Annotated in this window: 11 protein-coding genes; 5 read left to right on the top strand and 6 right to left on the bottom strand. The window is 42.1% G+C overall.

Annotation, left to right across the window (positions count from 1 at the left end; translation table 11 throughout):
* The first annotated feature begins 449 nt into the window (after positions 1–449).
* Genes BW961_RS25035 through BW961_RS25025 form a run of 3 tightly spaced genes read left to right on the top strand, consistent with a single transcriptional unit; the run spans position 450 to position 4,125 of the window.
* Positions 450–1,544 (top strand): GerAB/ArcD/ProY family transporter, encoded by a 1,095-nt coding sequence (locus tag BW961_RS25035; protein ID WP_068587444.1) that lies wholly within the window; start codon positions 450–452, stop codon positions 1,542–1,544.
* A complete protein-coding gene (locus BW961_RS25030; RefSeq protein WP_068587442.1) occupies positions 1,541–2,980 on the top strand; it encodes a spore germination protein in 1,440 nt (479 codons plus the stop codon). The genes BW961_RS25035 and BW961_RS25030 overlap by 4 nt, the downstream gene beginning before the upstream one ends.
* On the top strand, positions 2,977–4,125 hold the full coding sequence (locus BW961_RS25025) for a Ger(x)C family spore germination protein (protein ID WP_082867544.1): 1,149 nt from the start codon (positions 2,977–2,979) through the stop codon (positions 4,123–4,125). Before BW961_RS25030 ends, BW961_RS25025 begins: the two co-directional genes overlap by 4 nt.
* A 311-nt stretch (positions 4,126–4,436) precedes the next feature.
* Here BW961_RS25025 and ppsA read toward each other — a convergent pair whose 3' ends face one another.
* Positions 4,437–7,088 carry a phosphoenolpyruvate synthase gene (gene ppsA / locus BW961_RS25020; protein ID WP_068587440.1) on the bottom strand — a complete coding sequence of 884 codons (2,652 nt, stop codon included), beginning with the start codon at positions 7,086–7,088 and terminating at the stop codon, positions 4,437–4,439.
* A 691-nt stretch (positions 7,089–7,779) separates the two neighbouring features.
* Here ppsA and BW961_RS25015 point away from each other — a divergent pair.
* Positions 7,780–8,991 (top strand): sugar efflux transporter, encoded by a 1,212-nt coding sequence (locus tag BW961_RS25015; RefSeq protein WP_068587438.1) that lies wholly within the window; start codon positions 7,780–7,782, stop codon positions 8,989–8,991.
* A 252-nt stretch (positions 8,992–9,243) separates the two neighbouring features.
* Here BW961_RS25015 and BW961_RS25010 read toward each other — a convergent pair whose 3' ends face one another.
* Positions 9,244–10,128, bottom strand: a complete 885-nt coding sequence (locus BW961_RS25010) for an AraC family transcriptional regulator (protein ID WP_068587436.1) — start codon at positions 10,126–10,128, stop codon at positions 9,244–9,246.
* A gap of 425 nt (positions 10,129–10,553) precedes the next feature.
* Here BW961_RS25010 and BW961_RS25005 point away from each other — a divergent pair, with 425 nt between their 5' ends.
* Entirely contained in the window at positions 10,554–11,405 is an 852-nt protein-coding gene (locus BW961_RS25005) for an aldo/keto reductase (protein ID WP_068587434.1), read from the top strand.
* Between the two features lie 379 nt (positions 11,406–11,784).
* On the opposite strand, the gene BW961_RS25000 is transcribed toward BW961_RS25005, so the two are convergent.
* The 4 genes from BW961_RS25000 to BW961_RS24985 form a co-directional block, all read right to left on the bottom strand.
* Entirely contained in the window at positions 11,785–12,897 is a 1,113-nt protein-coding gene (locus BW961_RS25000) for an alpha/beta hydrolase (protein WP_068587432.1), read from the bottom strand.
* A 326-nt stretch (positions 12,898–13,223) separates the two neighbouring features.
* Positions 13,224–15,683 carry a GH39 family glycosyl hydrolase gene (locus tag BW961_RS24995; RefSeq protein WP_068587430.1) on the bottom strand — a complete coding sequence of 820 codons (2,460 nt, stop codon included), beginning with the start codon at positions 15,681–15,683 and terminating at the stop codon, positions 13,224–13,226.
* 330 nt (positions 15,684–16,013) lie between these two features.
* Positions 16,014–16,940, bottom strand: coding sequence for an NHL repeat-containing protein (locus BW961_RS24990; protein ID WP_068587428.1), 927 nt, complete (start codon positions 16,938–16,940; stop codon positions 16,014–16,016).
* Positions 16,941–17,030: 90 nt separating this feature from the next.
* Positions 17,031–17,852 carry a phytanoyl-CoA dioxygenase family protein gene (locus BW961_RS24985; RefSeq protein WP_068587426.1) on the bottom strand — a complete coding sequence of 274 codons (822 nt, stop codon included), beginning with the start codon at positions 17,850–17,852 and terminating at the stop codon, positions 17,031–17,033.
* Positions 17,853–17,918 lie beyond the last annotated feature (66 nt).

Raw genomic sequence — 17,918 nt, 5'->3', positions numbered from 1 at the left:
TTTTAAGTTTTATATAGATAGTGTGAAATCTGCGCAGCGAACCAGACCTCAGAACCCAAAATTCTGAAAGTCTGGTTTTATGGTTGCACCTATAACAGTCGGATGGATGAAGGATGAAAGATCCGATTATATTTCACACCTATCGCGCGCGACCCCGATTTCTCTATCTCTAGTGCTTACACTCTCCTACGTATCTTTGAACTCACCATTTTTCACCATGTGAATGGCTTCCTCAAATGAGTATTCTAATACTTCGATGTTTTCTTGTTCCTCTTCCGTTTCACTAATGATGCAATTTTCCTCATTTTCTTTATTCAACAAGCCCGTACACGACTCAAGATTTCAATTTTCAATCCATTCCCGTTTCAGATTATAGATGGAGGGAAGAATATATCATCTATAAAAATGGCACTATAAGGATTGAGAAACGGTTCGGTTTATTTAGGAGGATGAGGAAAATAAAAACAAATATTTCGTTTATTCAATCTGTCATGATCATTATGCTGAGTACAGGCCTTCTGAACCATGTCATCCTTATTCCTATAATGCTGGACGCGGCAAAGCGGGACGCCTGGATTTCGGTGCTGCTGGCAGGCGCATGTGCACTGGTTTGGATTTTTATACTGCACATCGGCATCACCAGAATCAATAAGCAGCATCTTTTCGAATGGCTGGAAAAAGCTTACCACCCCATCGTGGGCCGCATGCTTGCAGCATTCGCGGGAATATATCTTTTTGTCTTATGCGCGGTTACAACCAGAGACACTGTATATTGGGTTCATCTCACCTTCTCTTCGGAAACGCCTATTTTGGTACTTACCTTCATATTACTATTGATTTGTGCACTAAATGCTTATATGGGTATTCATTCCCTCGCCTATACCGCCGGCATCTTGCTTCCTTTTGTCATTTTATTGGGCTTTTTTGTAATGCTGTCCAACACGCCTCATAAGGATTATTCCTTATTAAGTCCGATACTTGAGCATGGAATGCAGCCGGTTTGGGGTGGGGTAGTGTACGCAGGAGCCGGTTTTGTTGAGGTCATTATGCTTTTCTTTTTGCAGCACCACATCAGGTCGCGCCTGTCGTATCGTTCCTTTATGATCATGATCCTACTTATCTTGGGTCTCACCATGGGTCCGATTATTGGCGCAATTGTTGAATTTGGTCCGGATGAGGCAGATAAGCTCAGATTTCCCGCGTATGAAGAATGGAGATTACTGACGATTGGTAGTTATATTGAACATCTGGACTTTTTTAGCATTTACCAATGGTTTAGCGGAGCCTTTCTGAGAATTTCCCTGACCATGTTCCTTATTCTCGATATATTCCAAATTCAAAGCAGAAAAGTGAAGGCATTGGTGCTTGGATGCATTTGTTCAGCCATAGCAGTCTTCACTGCCATTCCTATTAGCGACCAATTGTTTCTGAGAATGATGTCTTCCTATGTGCTTCCCTTTTCTTTATGGGGGGTGCTAGTTTTTTCTGTGATTATTGTGGTGCTTATCAGCTTGGCCCACCGAAAGGGGAAAGCAACATCATGAAGGGTCATGACCAGAATGAATCCTCAACATTCGAGGATGTGGTTTCACAACTATTCGGTTCAAGCTCAGATGTAAAGACCATGACAATTTCTTTGTCGCCATCGGACTTTGCCGTACATCTGGTTTATTGCCAGGGGTTGTGTGATGTGAACAAAGTGGAGCAATCCATTATACCCGAGTTAAAAAATATCCCGGAAGATATCCTCATATCAAATGAACTGGACCTTCAGCATAAGGTTCCGTTTCACATGACTCCCCTTCCCACGGCTGAGATGGAAAACTCGATAAAAAAAACCGTGCTGGATGGTGATCTTCTTCTTATATTTTCACCTTCGAATCATATTTACTCCGTAACCTTGGCGGATCCACCCAAACGGCAGCCGGAGGAACCAAATACGGAAGTCTCAACAAGAGGGCCTAAAGATGGATTTACGGAAGAATCATTTACTAATATCGGTCTTATTCGAAAAAGACTCAAGACCGATTTATTGGCGGTTGAAGAATACACGTTTGGATCCCAAACTGCTACAAAAGTACATCTTTTATACCTCAAGGACACGATCAATACTCATGTTCTAAATGAAATAAAGACAAAACTGGTCGGTATCCAAGTCGAGGGACTTGTGAGCAGTACCCAGCTTGAGGAAATTCTGACTGGATTTTCGTTATTTCCATTATTCTCTTATACGGGAAGACCTGATTATGCAGTAAATTCCCTGCTTCATGGCAAATTTGTCCTTTTGACGGGTGGTTCGCCTACGGTGATCATGGCTCCGGTGAGCTTTAACTTCTTGTTGAATACTTCGGAAGATGCACACATGATGAATGTCTTTGTTGCTTTTACGAGGTTATTAAGAGTATTCGGAATATTACTTTCCCTGTTTTTACCTGGTTTTTGGATCGCACTCACTACGTTTCATCAGGATCAAATCCCCTTTACATTGCTTGCAACTATAGTGAACTCGAGACAGGGAGTGCCTCTTCCGGCTCCCCTTGAAGCGTTGGTAATGCTGCTTTTGTTCGAGATTTTCCGGGAAGCGGGTATGAGATTGCCCACCTCTTTCGGTCAGACCTTATCGGTGGTAGGGGGGTTAATCATCGGTCAGGCGGCCATTAGCGCCGGTATTGCAGGTCCAGGTACTATTGTGGTTATTGCAATTTCAGTACTCGCCACCTTTACATTGGTGAATCAATCATTAATTAGCATCGTCAGCTTGATTCGAATTGTCGTGCTCCTGATTAGCGGGTTTCTTGGGTTGTTTGGTACTTTAATCAGTCTTTTGGCCCTGATCCTCTATTTGGTCAATTTACGTTCTTTCGGCACACCCTATTTAACTCCCTTGTCTCCACTGCATTTCAAGGAAATATATAAGATTCTTTTCAGAATGCCATGGGGAAAGGGAAAGTTCACTGACAATAAGGGAGATAAAGGATGAGAATGATAATGAAATTGATCCGATGCATTCTTGTCACCACTCTGCTCTCCTTGCTGCTCACAGGTTGTTGGGGAGCAAGGGAAATTGAGCATATGATCTATGTGAATACACTCGGAGTCGATTATGTAAATAACAAAGTCGTTGTTTATATCCAAATGGTTAATTTCAGCGGCATTGCCAAGAAAGAGTCGGGTCAGGCCCAGGAACAGAAAACAAACATCGGAAAAGCTGAGGGGGATTCGTTTGATACCGCGATATTCAATTTGTATGCTTCAAGCCCACAAAGGATTGTCTGGAGCAATGTGAAAACGATCGTATTTAGTGAATCGGCTTTAAAGAATAGCGTTATCAATCAGGTTTTGGACGTGTGGGACCGATATTATGAATTTCGTTATACCGTTTGGACCATGGCGACCAAGGAACCCATGGACAAAGTGCTCAATACCGCGTCGATCAGCAATTTATCGGCGATTTACTCGCAGCTTAACAATCCCATTCGAACGTATGAACAGAACTCGATCATCGCTCCGCTGTATCTGTACAAGTTTATATGGAAGTGGAAAGAGAAGGGCGAAACGGTTCTATTACCTTATCTGGAAATTGTGTCAGGCTGGACCGATAACAAAAAGCCATCTCCCAACATTAGCATGTCCGGGATCTGTTTTCTGGATAATCACAAATTCCGGGGCTGCCTGGAGAGCAAAGATATTTTAGGGATTCGTTGGGTGGAAAAGAAAACGATAAGAACGCCCTTGATTCTCAAGGATGAAAAAACCGTAAAGGCTTTGATGGTCATGAACAAAATTAAATCATCAATCCGTCCGAAGCTGATCCATGGCAAACCTGTATTCGACATTAAAGTGTCAATGCAGGCGACCCTCCCTGAGTTGAACACAAGTTTTCATAAGAGCAAGCTTGAAATGCAAGCGATAAAAGAAATTAAAAATCAAATTATGGAGACCTACTTGAAGGGTTTGGATATGGATGTTGATGTTTATGGGCTATCGGGCATACTCTATCGCAAAATCCCAAATGCGTGGCACAATCTAAGTACCAAGGATAGAATCCCATTGGATCAAAGCAGCATCGATCAGATCGATATCAAAGTGAATCTGATCAGCGGTGGAATATCAAAGATGAAGTAAGCTTACTGTTTTCCCTCTCAATCTCATCGCTGAACTCTTGGGCGTGATTGCACGTACTGCTTCAAACGTGTAGAGGGTAATCGTAAACAAAAAGAAAGCCATCACCTTTACAGAGTGATGACTTTTTTGCTTCGTATACCTGATTGGAAGTGGCTTTTAGCCAAGCTTCATAATTGATAGATGAAGCTCCTTGAACACCATCTATCAATTGCACCTGCTTCGAAACAAGCTCCATATAGTTAAAGTGAAATTTTGGCTCCCGCTTCCACTCTATAAATAACAGTTGCCGAATAACTAGAAGTATTCAGCCATTACAATATTTCGATATACCCTTCTGTTCCATTCACGCGAATTCGTTGCCCTTCTTTGATCAGTTTGGTAGCATTCTCCACTCCAACAACTGCCGGCAAGCCATATTCACGCGCGATAACTGCTCCATGGGTCATCAGTCCGCCAACTTCGGTGACCAGGCCTTTAATGGATACAAACAATGATGTCCAGCCAGGGTCCGTAAAGGTGGTGACTAATATATCTCCATCTTCCAGATCAGCATCTTCCATGTTTAAGATGACACGTGCTCGTCCCTCTATAACTCCGGTAGAAACAGGTAGACCTACAATCGCTTTGTCTGGCAGATTTTCTCGTTTGTACTCACCCGCAATGATTTCACCATCAGACGTGATTACACGTGGGGGAGTTAGTTTTTCGAAAAATTTGTAATCGTCTTTTCGTTTACTGATGATCTGTCTGGTCGCAAGCTTTGCTTGCTGCTCGACCAAGCAACCCGGATAATCCAGTTTATTTGTGCGTACGACTTCGTGAAGTTCTTCAAAGGTGAGAAAGTATATATCTTCTTTTTCATGAATAACGCTAGCTTGTACGAGTTGTTCGGCTTCTTTCAGTAAAGCCTGCTTATAAACGAAGTAGCGATTAATCATGCCGTATTTTGGATATTCCCGATAACCGATGAAGTTGCGGATGAGGTCGATCATTCGTTTGGTTTCTTGGGCTTTTTGTTCACCATCCGGCAACAGCTTCAATCGATCTAATAATACTTGTTCTTTTTTCAAAGCTTCCTGTCGCCCTTGCTCAAATTTCCGTTTGCTTGCATTAGGCTCAAAGTTTTTGATATTACCCAGAATCAACGGGACAAGTGTAATTGGTTTTTCACTCCAACGAGTTCTTGAAATATCGATTTCACCGGCACATCGCATTCCGTATTTGTTGAGATAAGCATAGATAGCGTCCTGAGTTTCCTGTCCACCATCAAACTTAACCAGTTCATCCAAAAAGTTATCTTCTTTCACATGTTGTAAATAAGCAATGACTTCCGGATACGGACGAATCACATCTGCGACATCCAATAGCGCCAGACCCATTTCCGAAGTAATGTTGTTTGGTACAGATTGAGAAAGCGTATCTGCTGCGTTTTTTTCACCTAACCACTCGTACATTTTTTCATTGATCCATGACGATGCATTCATAGCAGTCATAAAAACCTTTGAACTTTGTGGGTCAAATAAGATCTTCTTTAATTCCTGGAGATCTTCCAGAATAAAATCAAATAAATCTGCTCCTGATTTCATTTGGATGTTTTTTTGTAACTCTTCTATCGATGTCTGACTACGCTTAATCAAATCAGGAACGATTGTCGGATCGTATTCGATTTGTGCTTGAGTACCCGAGGGTGACATATCTTTATTACTTCTGTTGGGAATCGGAGCTGTTTGATCATTTGGTAACAATTTTATAAAATCTCGCTCTATTATGGTCATAAGTGCGCCTATTATGAGCGGATCGGATCCCAGGGTATTTAATAAAGTTTCCCGGCCGACAGGTGTAGCCAGCCTAGGTGCAACATCAACAAACAACCTCCCACCGGCTTTACGCATAGGTGCAGGAGTAATTAACAGGTAAAAAGACAATCCCAATGGTTTTATGGGATCTGTCATCATTTGTTGATGACCAACAGATAGATAGACGTGATTTTCTTGATCATTCGCTTCAGGGATCGGGTATAAAGTAGTGATCGGCCGACTCTGGACAATATAAAATGTATCATCAGCCAAACACCATTCGATATCTTGCGGGCAACCAAAATGAGCTTCGATCTGTCTTCCGATGCGTGCTAGTTGTAAAATTTGTTGTTCAGTAAGCGTTTGAGTCTTTTGCTGATCAGGATCGATCTCCCGCGTCTCTGTTCCGCCTTCTTTTAGTCCATAGATAGCCAATTTTTTGGTTGCTATCATCTTATCGACGATTTCCTCTTCCTGTACTTTATAACAATCGGCAGATACCAAGCCAGAGACCAATGCTTCTCCAAGTCCATAACTGGCATTGATTGATAGTAACTTCCGGTTGGAAGTCATTGGATCAGCGGTAAATAAAATCCCTGAAGCATGTGGGAAAACCATCCTTTGAACGATTACGGATAAATAAACTTGACTGTGGTCAAATCCATTTTGTATACGGTAGATTACCGCACGATCCATAAATAGGGAAGCCCAGCATTTGCTGATATGCTGCAAGATGGCATCGACGCCGATGATATTTAAATAGGTATCTTGTTGACCAGCAAAAGAGGCATGTGGTAAATCTTCAGCAGTCGCACTAGAACGTACTGCAAAGCCAAGTTCATCGCCAAACTGTGAGAGATAGTGAGTAACAGCTGTCACAACATCGGAAGGAATTTCTACTTCCATAATGATTTGTCGAATCATCCTGCTAATTTCACCAATTTGATCTCGATCTTCTACTTTTAGCCTTGTTAGTCGATTGAGCAAAGCATGATATGTTTCGTTTTGTTCGAGGGCTTTTTGATACCCCACTGTTGTAACACAGAATCCTTCTGGTACGTGTATTCCTTCGATTTTTGATAATTTCCCTAGATTTAACCCTTTTCCGCCAACGAGCAAAAGCTGCGTTTTTTCCACTTCATGAAAACCTAGAACCAATGAACTCATTCAATATCGCTCCTAACCATTAAATTGAGAAAAAAATTTTGACAAGAGTTTACCGACATGATATTATTAAATTGTAGGATAGAACAATTATGTCCATTTAATTTTATGCGGTCGTGATCTGATTATATCATTGTGTCTTTTTATATGCAATATACAAGAACCGGATGAAACTATCCAGGTTCTTTTTTGATGTTCCTCTATCATCCAACCGAAGTATCTCCCTCCCAATTTTCGAAACAGTGAACAACTATCTCTCAACTTATCTGTCTAGATTTTCCTGAGTATAACAGAAGGCCACTTGTTCGAGCCCTCCGTACTATTGCTTCAGCGGTTATGCAGATGAGGAATACAACCTTCTCCACCCGCTTCATTTTGGCTGGATAGAAGCTAAAATACTAAAAATGGAATGGTCTTGGATAGATTTCTGAGGAAATATCACATATATCTATGCAAAATGGCTGAGATTGCGAGTGTTTAACTATAATATAGTCACATATATCTATATGTTTCTTACGTATAGATGTTCTGCTGATGGTTTCTCCAGGTCCAGTGGTTTTATCTAGACAGGTCACACCTTTAGCCAAATAGTTTAGGTTTCTAGTGAAATATCATATATATTATTGCTTTCTTTTTCAGGTATACTATAACCTAATTGACTATCTAAACAAATATAAAGGAGTAACTTCACATCATGATCAACCGACTCACTGCACTATTTTCGATTCCCTCTTATGCCTTACTCTTTTTATGTATGTTACTGCAGGGAATGGGCATTTCACTCAGTGCACCTTTTTTATCCATTTATTTCACGGAACAGCTTGGAGTATCTGTCGGGATGTTTGGTATTTTTCTATCCGTGACGTTAATTGGCGGGATATGGATCAGTACGCTAATCGGGAAACGGTCTGACCTCGGCTTGAATCGAAAAAACATTTACCTTGTCGCCACACTCTGCAATGCTCTGGCTTATAGCGGATACTTGCTCATCCAGGATTTTACGATCTTGTTCATCTACATGACTGTGTTCACTGCCCTAGGTGCACCAGGGATGGCTCAATTGTTCGCCATTTCTAGAGAAGCTGTGAATAAGAGTAATTTTACTGAGCATGCGTTTGCTAATTCTACCTTGCGTTCTGCTTTCTCGCTCGGCTTTATTACAGGTCCTTTAATCGGTACCCTGCTAATCGCTGCTGTTGGGTTTAAGGGGATTTTCGCGGGTACGATCGGAGTTTTCCTACTTGTTGCCTTACTTATTTTCCTATTTCTCAAATCAAATACAGAACTGAAAAGAAATAATGCTGAAGTAAAAGTAAAAAGTTTCCGGCTGAGTCAGAACCGTAATATTCTGCTTCCCTTTCTGATTCTGATACTTATGTATATAGCTCACTGGACGAGCACCATCAATACCGCCCTCTTTATTACTAACAATCTAGGGGGAACGACAAGCGATATTGGTCTAGTCAGCAGTATTTGTGCTGCGCTGGAAATTCCTTTTATGATTATACTCGGTCTACTCAGTGCAAAGTACAGTAACCGAATCTTGATGATGTGTGGGGCCATTCTAGGAGGAGTTTATTATCTCGTTGTCATTAACTCAGGCGCGATGTGGCAGATGCTTGCAGCGCAAGTTCTGCTCGCCGTTTTTGTTGCCGTTATTTCAGCGATTGGCATTAGCTACATCCAGGATCTGCTACCAAGCATGCCTGGGTATGCATCCACACTCTACTCTAATTCATCCACGATCGGCAGACTGATTGGTAGTCTTGTTGGCGGGGGATTAGCCAGTTTTGTAGGTTACCGATATTCATTTGTGTTCTGTTTCATACTCATCATTATTTCTGTAATCATGCTCGTGGTAAGTGGACGTCACACAGTAAATGAACCACAAAAATTAGCGGTTTAATCCGCCTTTGTTGGCTTAATCTTCTAGCCCATTCTCTTCTAATGTGAAGATAATGGGTTTTTGTGCATTATCACCTACACCAATAATGGTGGTTGACGGAAAGGTCCGTTGTTTGGACCAACCGACATCATTTAACCCAGGAATTGTCGTACCCACGCATACAACATGTAGCCGACCTACTTATTAGCGGTTAATTGGATGTCCCAATGAGGTTTTGATCTGCATTCCCCTCTATTGGTTCAAATGCTTCCTTCAGTCGCTTATGTCCGCCTTGGGAGGAAAACCAAACATACGAGAATATTCACGACTAAACTGGGAGGCACTTTCATAACCAACCCGATACGCAACCTCAGTAGCATCCCCTGACTCTATTAACAAAAGACTCCGGGCTTCTTGTAACCGAAGCTGTTTTTGAAATTGAAGTGGGCTCATGTTAGTGATTTCCTTAAAGTGTCTATGAAATGAAGAAGTGCTCATACTAGCTACATCTGCAAGCTCTTCAACTTTTAAAGGTTGATCATAATGTTGGATAATTTGGTCGATTGCCCCCCTGATGCGATAGGTGTTACTTCCTTCCATTGCAATTTGCGCAAGCCTTGCTCCATATTGCCCTTGAAGGAGTCTATATATGATCTCTTTCTTATGAATAGGAGCAAGAAACGGTATGTCTTGAGGAGAATCGAGCAATTGAACCAAACGGAGTACGGCATCCAATATGGATAATTCGATCTGACCGACGAACATGGCTCGTGTAGCATCGTCCTTTGCATTGACATGAATTTGAGCGTCTTTCAATACCTCTAAAATTTCATTCTGACTAAAATCAAGTTTTATGCTCAAATACGGAACATCGGGTGAAGCCTTGATTACCTGCCCAATTACCGGAAGGTTCATAGATGTTATCAGGTAATTAGATGAGCCATATTCTAGGCGTTCCTCAGCTAGGAATATTTCTTTTAGCCCTTGAGTAACAAAACAAAAGGAAGGATTAAATACTCTGTAGGCAGGCTCTTCTACCTTTTCCGAACGAATAAGAAACAGTGAAGGGATCGTTGTCTGCAATACTCCTGATTGTTTACAATGGCGGTTAATCAGTTGTGTAAGGTTATACTGTCGGATTCTTAATTCTTCTATCATTGGCCCCTCCTTGATGCGTTGTTTTATATGATTATACGGCATTAGTTTGCTGAAAAGGAATGGTCTTAAGAGGATTAGGCAATGATTTGAGACGAATTAGATATCCGTTCTTTGTTCAGGAATGCATAATATAGACATGCCCTTGAGGTGCTACTGTTAGATAATAAGCGAGTTTTTGGGAAATAAACTCAGCACGTGCGTAGCATATAAGCGCTTTTCATAGCAAATATTCGTTGGTATCGAGGAGTTACGGTGTGGTGAATTATTTTAATCGATTAGTTGCTGACGCCGTAACTTCAGTTTCATTTCTGGCTTACCCGTATGTTCTCTAAACATGTGGCGTCGGAATAACCCTGTTATGGGTGTAGTGGATAAGATCAAAATATCTTATTTATTAATAACTTCAAAAAAATGGAGGGTTTTAAATGCAGAAAGTAATTTTAAACAATGGTGTTGAGATGCCTATACTCGGCTTTGGTGTTTATCAGATTGCAGATCCAAATGAATGTGAACAAACCGTTTATGATGCTATCATGGCAGGCTATCGTCTGATTGATACTGCTGCCTCTTATTTAAATGAGGAAGCAGTTGGAAGAGCGATCAAACGTAGTGGCGTGGCAAGAGAAGAGTTATTTATCACGACAAAACTTTGGGTACAGGATACTGGTTATGAACGCACCAAAAAAGCCTTTGAAAAATCACTAGAAAGATTGCAATTGGATTATTTGGATTTATATTTAATTCATCAGCCATTTGGAGATGTATATGGATCTTGGCGCGCTATGGAGGAGTTGTATCGTGAAGGAAAGGTCCGTGCAATCGGCGTTAGTAACTTCGAACCGGATCGTCTGATCGATTTGGCTATTCATAACGAAGTAACTCCCGCTATAAACCAGGTCGAAACGCACCCCTTCAACCAGCAAATCTTAAGTGCTAAATTTATGAAAGAAAACAATGTTCAGATTGAGTCCTGGGCGCCTTTTGCTGAAGGGAAAAATAACTTGTTCCAGAATGAGGTATTAGTATCTATAGCTGGAAAGTATAATAAATCCGTTGCTCAAGTGGTTTTGCGTTGGTTGACACAAAGAGAAGTCGTTGTGATTCCAAAATCTGTTCGTAAAGATAGAATTATCGAGAACTTTAGTAACTTTGATTTTGAATTAAGTCAAGAGGATATGGAATTGATTAGTACGTTAGATACGAATCAGAGCCTCTTCTTTTCACATCGCGATCCTGAAATGGTGAAATGGATGGGTACCCGTAAACTTGATATTTAATCGATACGAACATAAGGCTGCAGCTACTAACTAGCTGCAGCCTTTTTTCTTCGTTATCTGCTCGATTGCCATACAAAAATACGGGATATCCTCTTACAGACATTTTATGCGATCCGACAGCTCCTCATCGCACTCCAGCACTTCACCATTGTTCCGCATTACTTCGAATGCATCTACTATAGTTCAAATTGTATCCAGCCCACCCCATGTGTCCAGAGATTTGCCAGGTCATCATATACCAACAGAAACATGAATTATCGAAATCAAATACAGTGATTTGTCCTGTATAAAAATCGCGATTCCTGTCCAATCCGTCTAAAGTTGTAACCTTAGTGACTACCCCTCATGATAAAGGAGCAGCACAGCTCGAAATTTTTTATTACACATTTTCCAACATGAATTTTCCGATTTCAATCAGACTGTCCTCCGCTTGTGGTGTAACACCCACTTGATCGGCAAAGCCGTGGGAAAGTCCTTTGTACCGTACCGTTTTCACTTTGACACCTGACTCCTTCAGCTTTAAGGCATATGCATCATCCTCTATACGCAAAAAGTCATATTCGCCAAACAAAATAATGGTAGGCGGCATCCCTTTCAGATCTCCTCGCAGCGGGCTTATATGAGGGATTGTATCATCGGGCACTCCCAAATAATCGCCCAATGTGACACTTCCTAATGCGCCGCTCAACATATCCAGGATCGAACGAATCGGTTTATCCTGAGACGGGGATATTTCATAAACATCTCTGCGCTGCATATGTCCAATCATACCTGCTGCGTCCACACTTGGATATAGTAGTGCCTGTGCCTTCACCATCTGGGTTCCCTCATCCCGATCCTTCATTGTGCACACCGTAGCTAGATTCCCACCGGCGGAATCACCAGAGATACAGATGCGATGCGGGTCACCATTGAATTCTTCGGCGTGGGCATATATCCATTTCAACACCTCATAGCAGTCATCGTGCCCTGCAGGGTAAGGGTTCTCCGGAGCAAGGCGGTAATCAACCTGAATCGATACACATCCGGTATTCGCAACTACAAGCTTGCACATCTCATCCACCACGTCTGGCCCTCCTGCTACGAAACCTCCGCCGTGAATATAATAGAACACTGGCTGCAAGCCTGCCTTCTTCTTTTGCGAGGTATAAATACGGACAGGTAATGCCACATCGCCGTTCTGAACGGTAGCATGCCTCACATCAACGCCTTCAGTGATCGGTATGCTATTCACGCCATTCATCATCCGACGCATTTGAGCTGCGCTTTTTTGGATGTTTTTCTTTTTGCCGCCTTTCATCATCATCTTAATCATCAAGCCCTTGTAGCCTTTCAACATTGGCGCCATACTCTGATAAAAGCGAGGATCCAGTACACCAGGCTCATCGGTTTCAGGAATGGGCTTAATCAGGATATCTAGACCATTTTCATTGATTACATACTGCCTTTCAAGCATAGATTTAAGAAGTTGTTGAGAATATTTGCGTTCCATAATGATACTTCCTTTCGAATGTTGTATCCATTGGGCCTAATCTTACTGAGCTAGGACTAATGGTAAGTTTATTATTCTGGCTCGTCTTCAATAAGCTCGATTTATCTATATGATCGTTGTTGAATGGCATATTTGTAGTAGGTTTGCCATAACTCAATTATAGGTTTGGGCTTTCAGAAAAAATATCGATTTATTTCTTTTATTATATACTTCTTATATTGTCTCAAATGAGAGCGATTCCATTTATGTAGTCGAGAGCAAAAGTACCATATAAAAAAACAAAAAAAGGACGACGCGAATGTCATCCTCGTAGTATTATTTTTTGTTTATCGTGTTAATAGAATCACTTGCACCTCATGCGGCTGAACAACAGCATTTACTACAAAGTTCGCTGTCACTTGCTGCGACCGCATTTGAAATAACGGCAGGGACCGACTTTCAAGATAAGACCATTCTTCTGGACGCATGTCCTTGGGCGCACCCATATTTAGCCATTCGTCAAAGGCGCTTCCCCCAGCCGGACCTACAGAATACCTGCGCTCAGTATAAACACCCGGCATTAAGCCGTCCAGACAAATGTGGTACTTACGGGTATTGCGTATATTGAACACGTTGTACCGTTCGGTTTGAGTCAGGTGAGTGGTATGACGGTAGCGATAAAGTGTATCATAATGACAATAATTATATAAAAATATCTGTATTTCACTTTTCGAAGAAGTTATAAAATACCCGTCACCTTCAGATAGCAGGCTACTACCTGCATATCGCAACATCTGCAGGGCGCAATAGCAGCTTTTGGGCAATCCCCCGCGTGTGAATAAACCAAACCCTCCATGAAAAAGATCCGCCGAAGGAACGATCTCCTCCATATGGTCACTTAGCGACCAGTATCCCATAGCCTCAAACTGGTCGTAGTTTTCCAAAATGTTTTTGAAAAGAAAAGCGGATTTGTAGGAGGTATCGTTGCACAAATCACGCTGCCAAATGCTATTGCTCCACTCTTCAAGAATCACGGGCAGATTACCGAAACCGCGTTGGCGCAGCATCTTTTTGACCTTGTGCAACGAGTGCCCCAAAAACTGTTCATCGCCGCTTGCCGCAAGAGGAAACGCTTCATCCTCCGCCATGAGCTGTAGACCAGTGTCTTCCTGATCGGGTAATATGCTGTGATAAGCACGCAGAGCCAGTGAGTCGGGCATACAGTTATCCTTGCTACAAGACACCAGAAAGTCGCTGATATAATCACTCGAATCAATGTTGCTTCCTGGGCCGACGATATGAAGCTGCGGATTGATAGCACGGATCGCGTGGCTGGTCTCTCGGTAAAGCACCCAGTATTCTTCCATTGTAAACACACCATAGCCCGAAAACTCTGGACTCACGAAGGGAGCGAACCTCCATTCCCGCACTGACTCAATCCCATATCGGTCTATGAAATGTCGGACAAGAGAAGTCACAAGGGCGAGCCATTCGTCTAATTTTTCAGGCATAGATAGGATACTTGGCCTCTTGAATGGAAACACGGCTGCCCTCGCTAATGCAGAGGGCATATAACTGAATTCCACATAAGGTTTTAACTCCACTGAAAGCATGAAGTCCAGTACCTCATCTACATAAACAAAGTTATAATCTGCGCTGCCCGACAATTTGCTGACATACAGCATCATGTCATCGTCTAACAGACCTTTGCATCGCACATAGCGAAACCCAATCTCCTTTTGCATCTTTCGTATTTGCGCCTGTACTGCGCCATTCAACAGATCTTTGGCATATCCTGCATTAACCAACGTCCGCCAATTATGACTCAGCGACCGAATCTTACGGCTAATGTCCACATGAAGATCATGTACCTCGTTAACCTGGGGTCGGACAATGGATTGCTCGGGTTGATGCAAATGTCGCATCAGTGAAGAAAAATCGGTCGAGAATCCCTCGCTTGCGGTACCTTTCTCATTAGGCTCAGCGGCAACATGCTCATTTATGTGGCGGTATTGCCCTGGTGTAACGCCAAAGCGCCGTTTGAAGGCGTCGATCAATGCGTTGGCACTTGGAAACCCAACTTCTGAGGCGATGTCCGTGATCGTTCTTTCACTCCGAAGAAGAGTCACTGCCTGACTCAACCTGACATTCGTAAGGTAGGCAGTGAAAGTAAGACCAAGTTGTTTCTGAAATAAATGGGACAGGTAGGAGCTGCTTAAATAGACAGTGGCGGCTAGTCCGCTCAGAGTAATATTCTCCCGATAATGTCGGTGGATATAATCGGTGGCTTTGCGCAACCTTTCCCTGCTTGAGGATCTAGAAGGATCCTTTTGTTTGTTCTGCTCGAGAAAATTATGTACTAGATTGTTCAACAGTACTCCCACACGACTACGCAATAATATAGGTAAACGAGATTCGTTTTTGTAATAGGCCTGGAATACGCTAGCGAACTCACTGCGGAGTAAATCAAAGCGTGCCTGCTCCTCCTTCGGGTACAGAAAAGACTTACACTCGATAATAATACTTTCGATCTCAGGACAAAAAGCCGCCAAAAATGCGGGCGAGATAAACAACGATAGAGCCTTGCCCGAACCTTGCATGTCCAAGCAGTGCAGTTGGTAGCTATTCAACACAATGATGTCATCCTGCCGAACTTCATAGGCAAACTGATTGTCATCCAGCTGTAGTACCCCAGTTCCCTGCAAGATGTATAGCACCTCTAGTTCCTGATGCCAGGAAGCGATTGCGTCGTCAGGGAGGTTAATAGAAAACCGAAATTCCGAGGCTGCCGATGTATCTTCTTGCATACCTAACCTCCTATACATATATCTTAATGGACAGACTACCCTGTTAAGATTATAGCATTTCCGGGGTTTTGCCTTGTATCATGATTTCCCTTCTGCGAATAAATCACGTATGACTGAAGAATGGTCTTGTTTCTTCGATATAATGCGTCACTCATCCAAAATATAGTCATATAAAACCTTATTAAACCTCACCAGTCTTGCATCCTTTCCTTATAATATGAAAAATCCACAACCGAAAAAGGTTGTGGATTTGCTTGATGGAAGACGAATGGATCCGAAGATCACGTCACTCTTAATTTTGTAAGTGACTGCACACCTATTCTGTTAGTTTCATGATCGAGAAAGCTTCGTTACACGACCATCAACAATCCATTCAGCTACATAAACAGAACCTTGGGAATCTACACAAATACCATGAGGTGAGCTGAATTTATTATCACGATAATAAGACTTCGGCAAATTAGGCCAGCCCGTTTGTTTATATGCCTGTTGATCTTCACCTAAATGACAGATCAACCGATCATTCTTGTCGAAAATTGTAATGCGGCTATCCAAGTCAGGGATGTAAACTTCATCTCCTTGAAAATAAAAGCTACAAGGCATGTCCAAATCATCCATGATTACTCTTTTGAAATCACCTTGCAAAGTGAAAACTTGAATACGGTGATTGCCACGATCCGCTACGTAAACTTCTTCTTCACCTTGTCGTGTATCAATGGAAATGCCATGCGGACAGTTCAATTGTCCGCATTCTGTACCCTTTCCACCCCACGACCGGATATATTCACCAGCTGCTGTATATTGATGAATCCAGCTTTGACCATAACCGTCAGCTACATAAATATCGCCATTAGCAGAGACAGCTACATCCGTAGGTACAAATTTCAACTCTTCATTATAAATGTCCGCGCGATCTGGCGTTTCCAATGTAAGCAAGTGGTTGCCGCTTAAATCCATTTTCACAATATTACATCGCGAAGTATCTGTTACATAGAGGTATTCGCCATCCTGCTCTTTATTCAAGTAAAATCCATGTGCGCCGCCCTCAAACTCTTCGCCCCATGCCCCTAGAAATTGTCCGTCTTGATTAAATTTGAAAATCGAAGGTTTTCCCGTATGAAACACATAGACGTTATCTTCCTGATCAACGACAATTCCATGCGTATATCCGAAGTCCAAGTCAGCAGGAAGTTTGGCCCAACCTGGAACAAGATTATAACTACGTTCGGTATTACCTAATTTTATTTGATTAGACATTTGTTAGCCCCATTCCATATTCCCCAATACCAAATCGATGATATTAATGGAAGTTAGTTTGTCAAAAAGAACGCGTGAGTTGCAAAAAAACTAAGGATACACAATTGGATTAAGCGGACTTGCGGCAGCATCTCCTGCTTTTTGTCCTGGAAACCAGTTTGCTAAGTCATTTTTTTGTGCATTACTATCCGGTTCAGCAATAGAGAGCCCATCGGCAATATAGATAATGGTCATCACTTCACGCATTTGATCCGTTGGATTTCCCGGAGCGCTGTGAAGAGTCCATCCAGAGTGAAAAGTGGCGTCGCCCGCTGCCATTGCACCGTAATTTACCTGTTCTATGCCCTTACCTTCAATATAACCCTTGAAGGTTTTATGCGACTCATCCGATATTTCCTGCTTCGAGATATAGCCATTGTGTTGGGTTTCAGAAGCAAAGGTCATCGATCCAACTTCCTCCGAAATTGGAACAAGCGGCATCCATAGTGTTATTGTTTTGTCGGTGTCCAATGGCCAATAAATTTGATCCTGATGCCATGGCGTATGACCGCCTCCGGGCTCTTTGAACAATGCCTGATCATGGTAAATTCGTACTGATGGGACGCCCATGAGATCAGCAGCTACTTTTGCGAAGCGGCGCGCCAGCACAAACTTTTCAACAGAATCACTTATTTTCCATAGGTTGCCGATTTGAATAAATGCTTTACCATATGTATCCCGTTCATGCAGTGGTTTTGTATGGTTGTTATGTTCTTTGACGATCTCACTAATTACCTCACGATAGATGGAAATTTCATCATGTTTGGCTAGTCCTCTTACAATGGTATGTCCATCGCGTTGGTAATTTGAAATTTGTTCTTCTGGAAGATCATGTACCTCGTTCAAGCTAGGAAGGTTGTTTAATATGCTCATTTTGAATTCTCTCCTTTTCTGCTATTCATATATGATATAGCTTATTGTAAGAGATTTTGACAGTTT

Origin of the sequence: Paenibacillus macquariensis (assembly GCF_900156375.1) — a bacterium.
GTDB lineage: Bacteria > Bacillota > Bacilli > Paenibacillales > Paenibacillaceae > Paenibacillus_AQ > Paenibacillus_AQ macquariensis.
The sequence above is the reverse complement of the archived record's forward strand: the minus strand, read 5'-3'. Positions and strand labels throughout refer to the sequence as shown.

Coding starts and splice junctions, on each gene's coding strand:
- BW961_RS25035 (WP_068587444.1), top strand. CDS start 450: ATGAGGAAAATAAAAACAAATATTTCGTTTATTCAATCTGTCATGATC.
- BW961_RS25030 (WP_068587442.1), top strand. CDS start 1,541: ATGAAGGGTCATGACCAGAATGAATCCTCAACATTCGAGGATGTGGTT.
- BW961_RS25025 (WP_082867544.1), top strand. CDS start 2,977: ATGAGAATGATAATGAAATTGATCCGATGCATTCTTGTCACCACTCTG.
- ppsA (WP_068587440.1), bottom strand. CDS start 7,088: ATGAGTTCATTGGTTCTAGGTTTTCATGAAGTGGAAAAAACGCAGCTT.
- BW961_RS25015 (WP_068587438.1), top strand. CDS start 7,780: ATGATCAACCGACTCACTGCACTATTTTCGATTCCCTCTTATGCCTTA.
- BW961_RS25010 (WP_068587436.1), bottom strand. CDS start 10,128: ATGATAGAAGAATTAAGAATCCGACAGTATAACCTTACACAACTGATT.
- BW961_RS25005 (WP_068587434.1), top strand. CDS start 10,554: ATGCAGAAAGTAATTTTAAACAATGGTGTTGAGATGCCTATACTCGGC.
- BW961_RS25000 (WP_068587432.1), bottom strand. CDS start 12,897: ATGGAACGCAAATATTCTCAACAACTTCTTAAATCTATGCTTGAAAGG.
- BW961_RS24995 (WP_068587430.1), bottom strand. CDS start 15,683: ATGCAAGAAGATACATCGGCAGCCTCGGAATTTCGGTTTTCTATTAAC.
- BW961_RS24990 (WP_068587428.1), bottom strand. CDS start 16,940: ATGTCTAATCAAATAAAATTAGGTAATACCGAACGTAGTTATAATCTT.
- BW961_RS24985 (WP_068587426.1), bottom strand. CDS start 17,852: ATGAGCATATTAAACAACCTTCCTAGCTTGAACGAGGTACATGATCTT.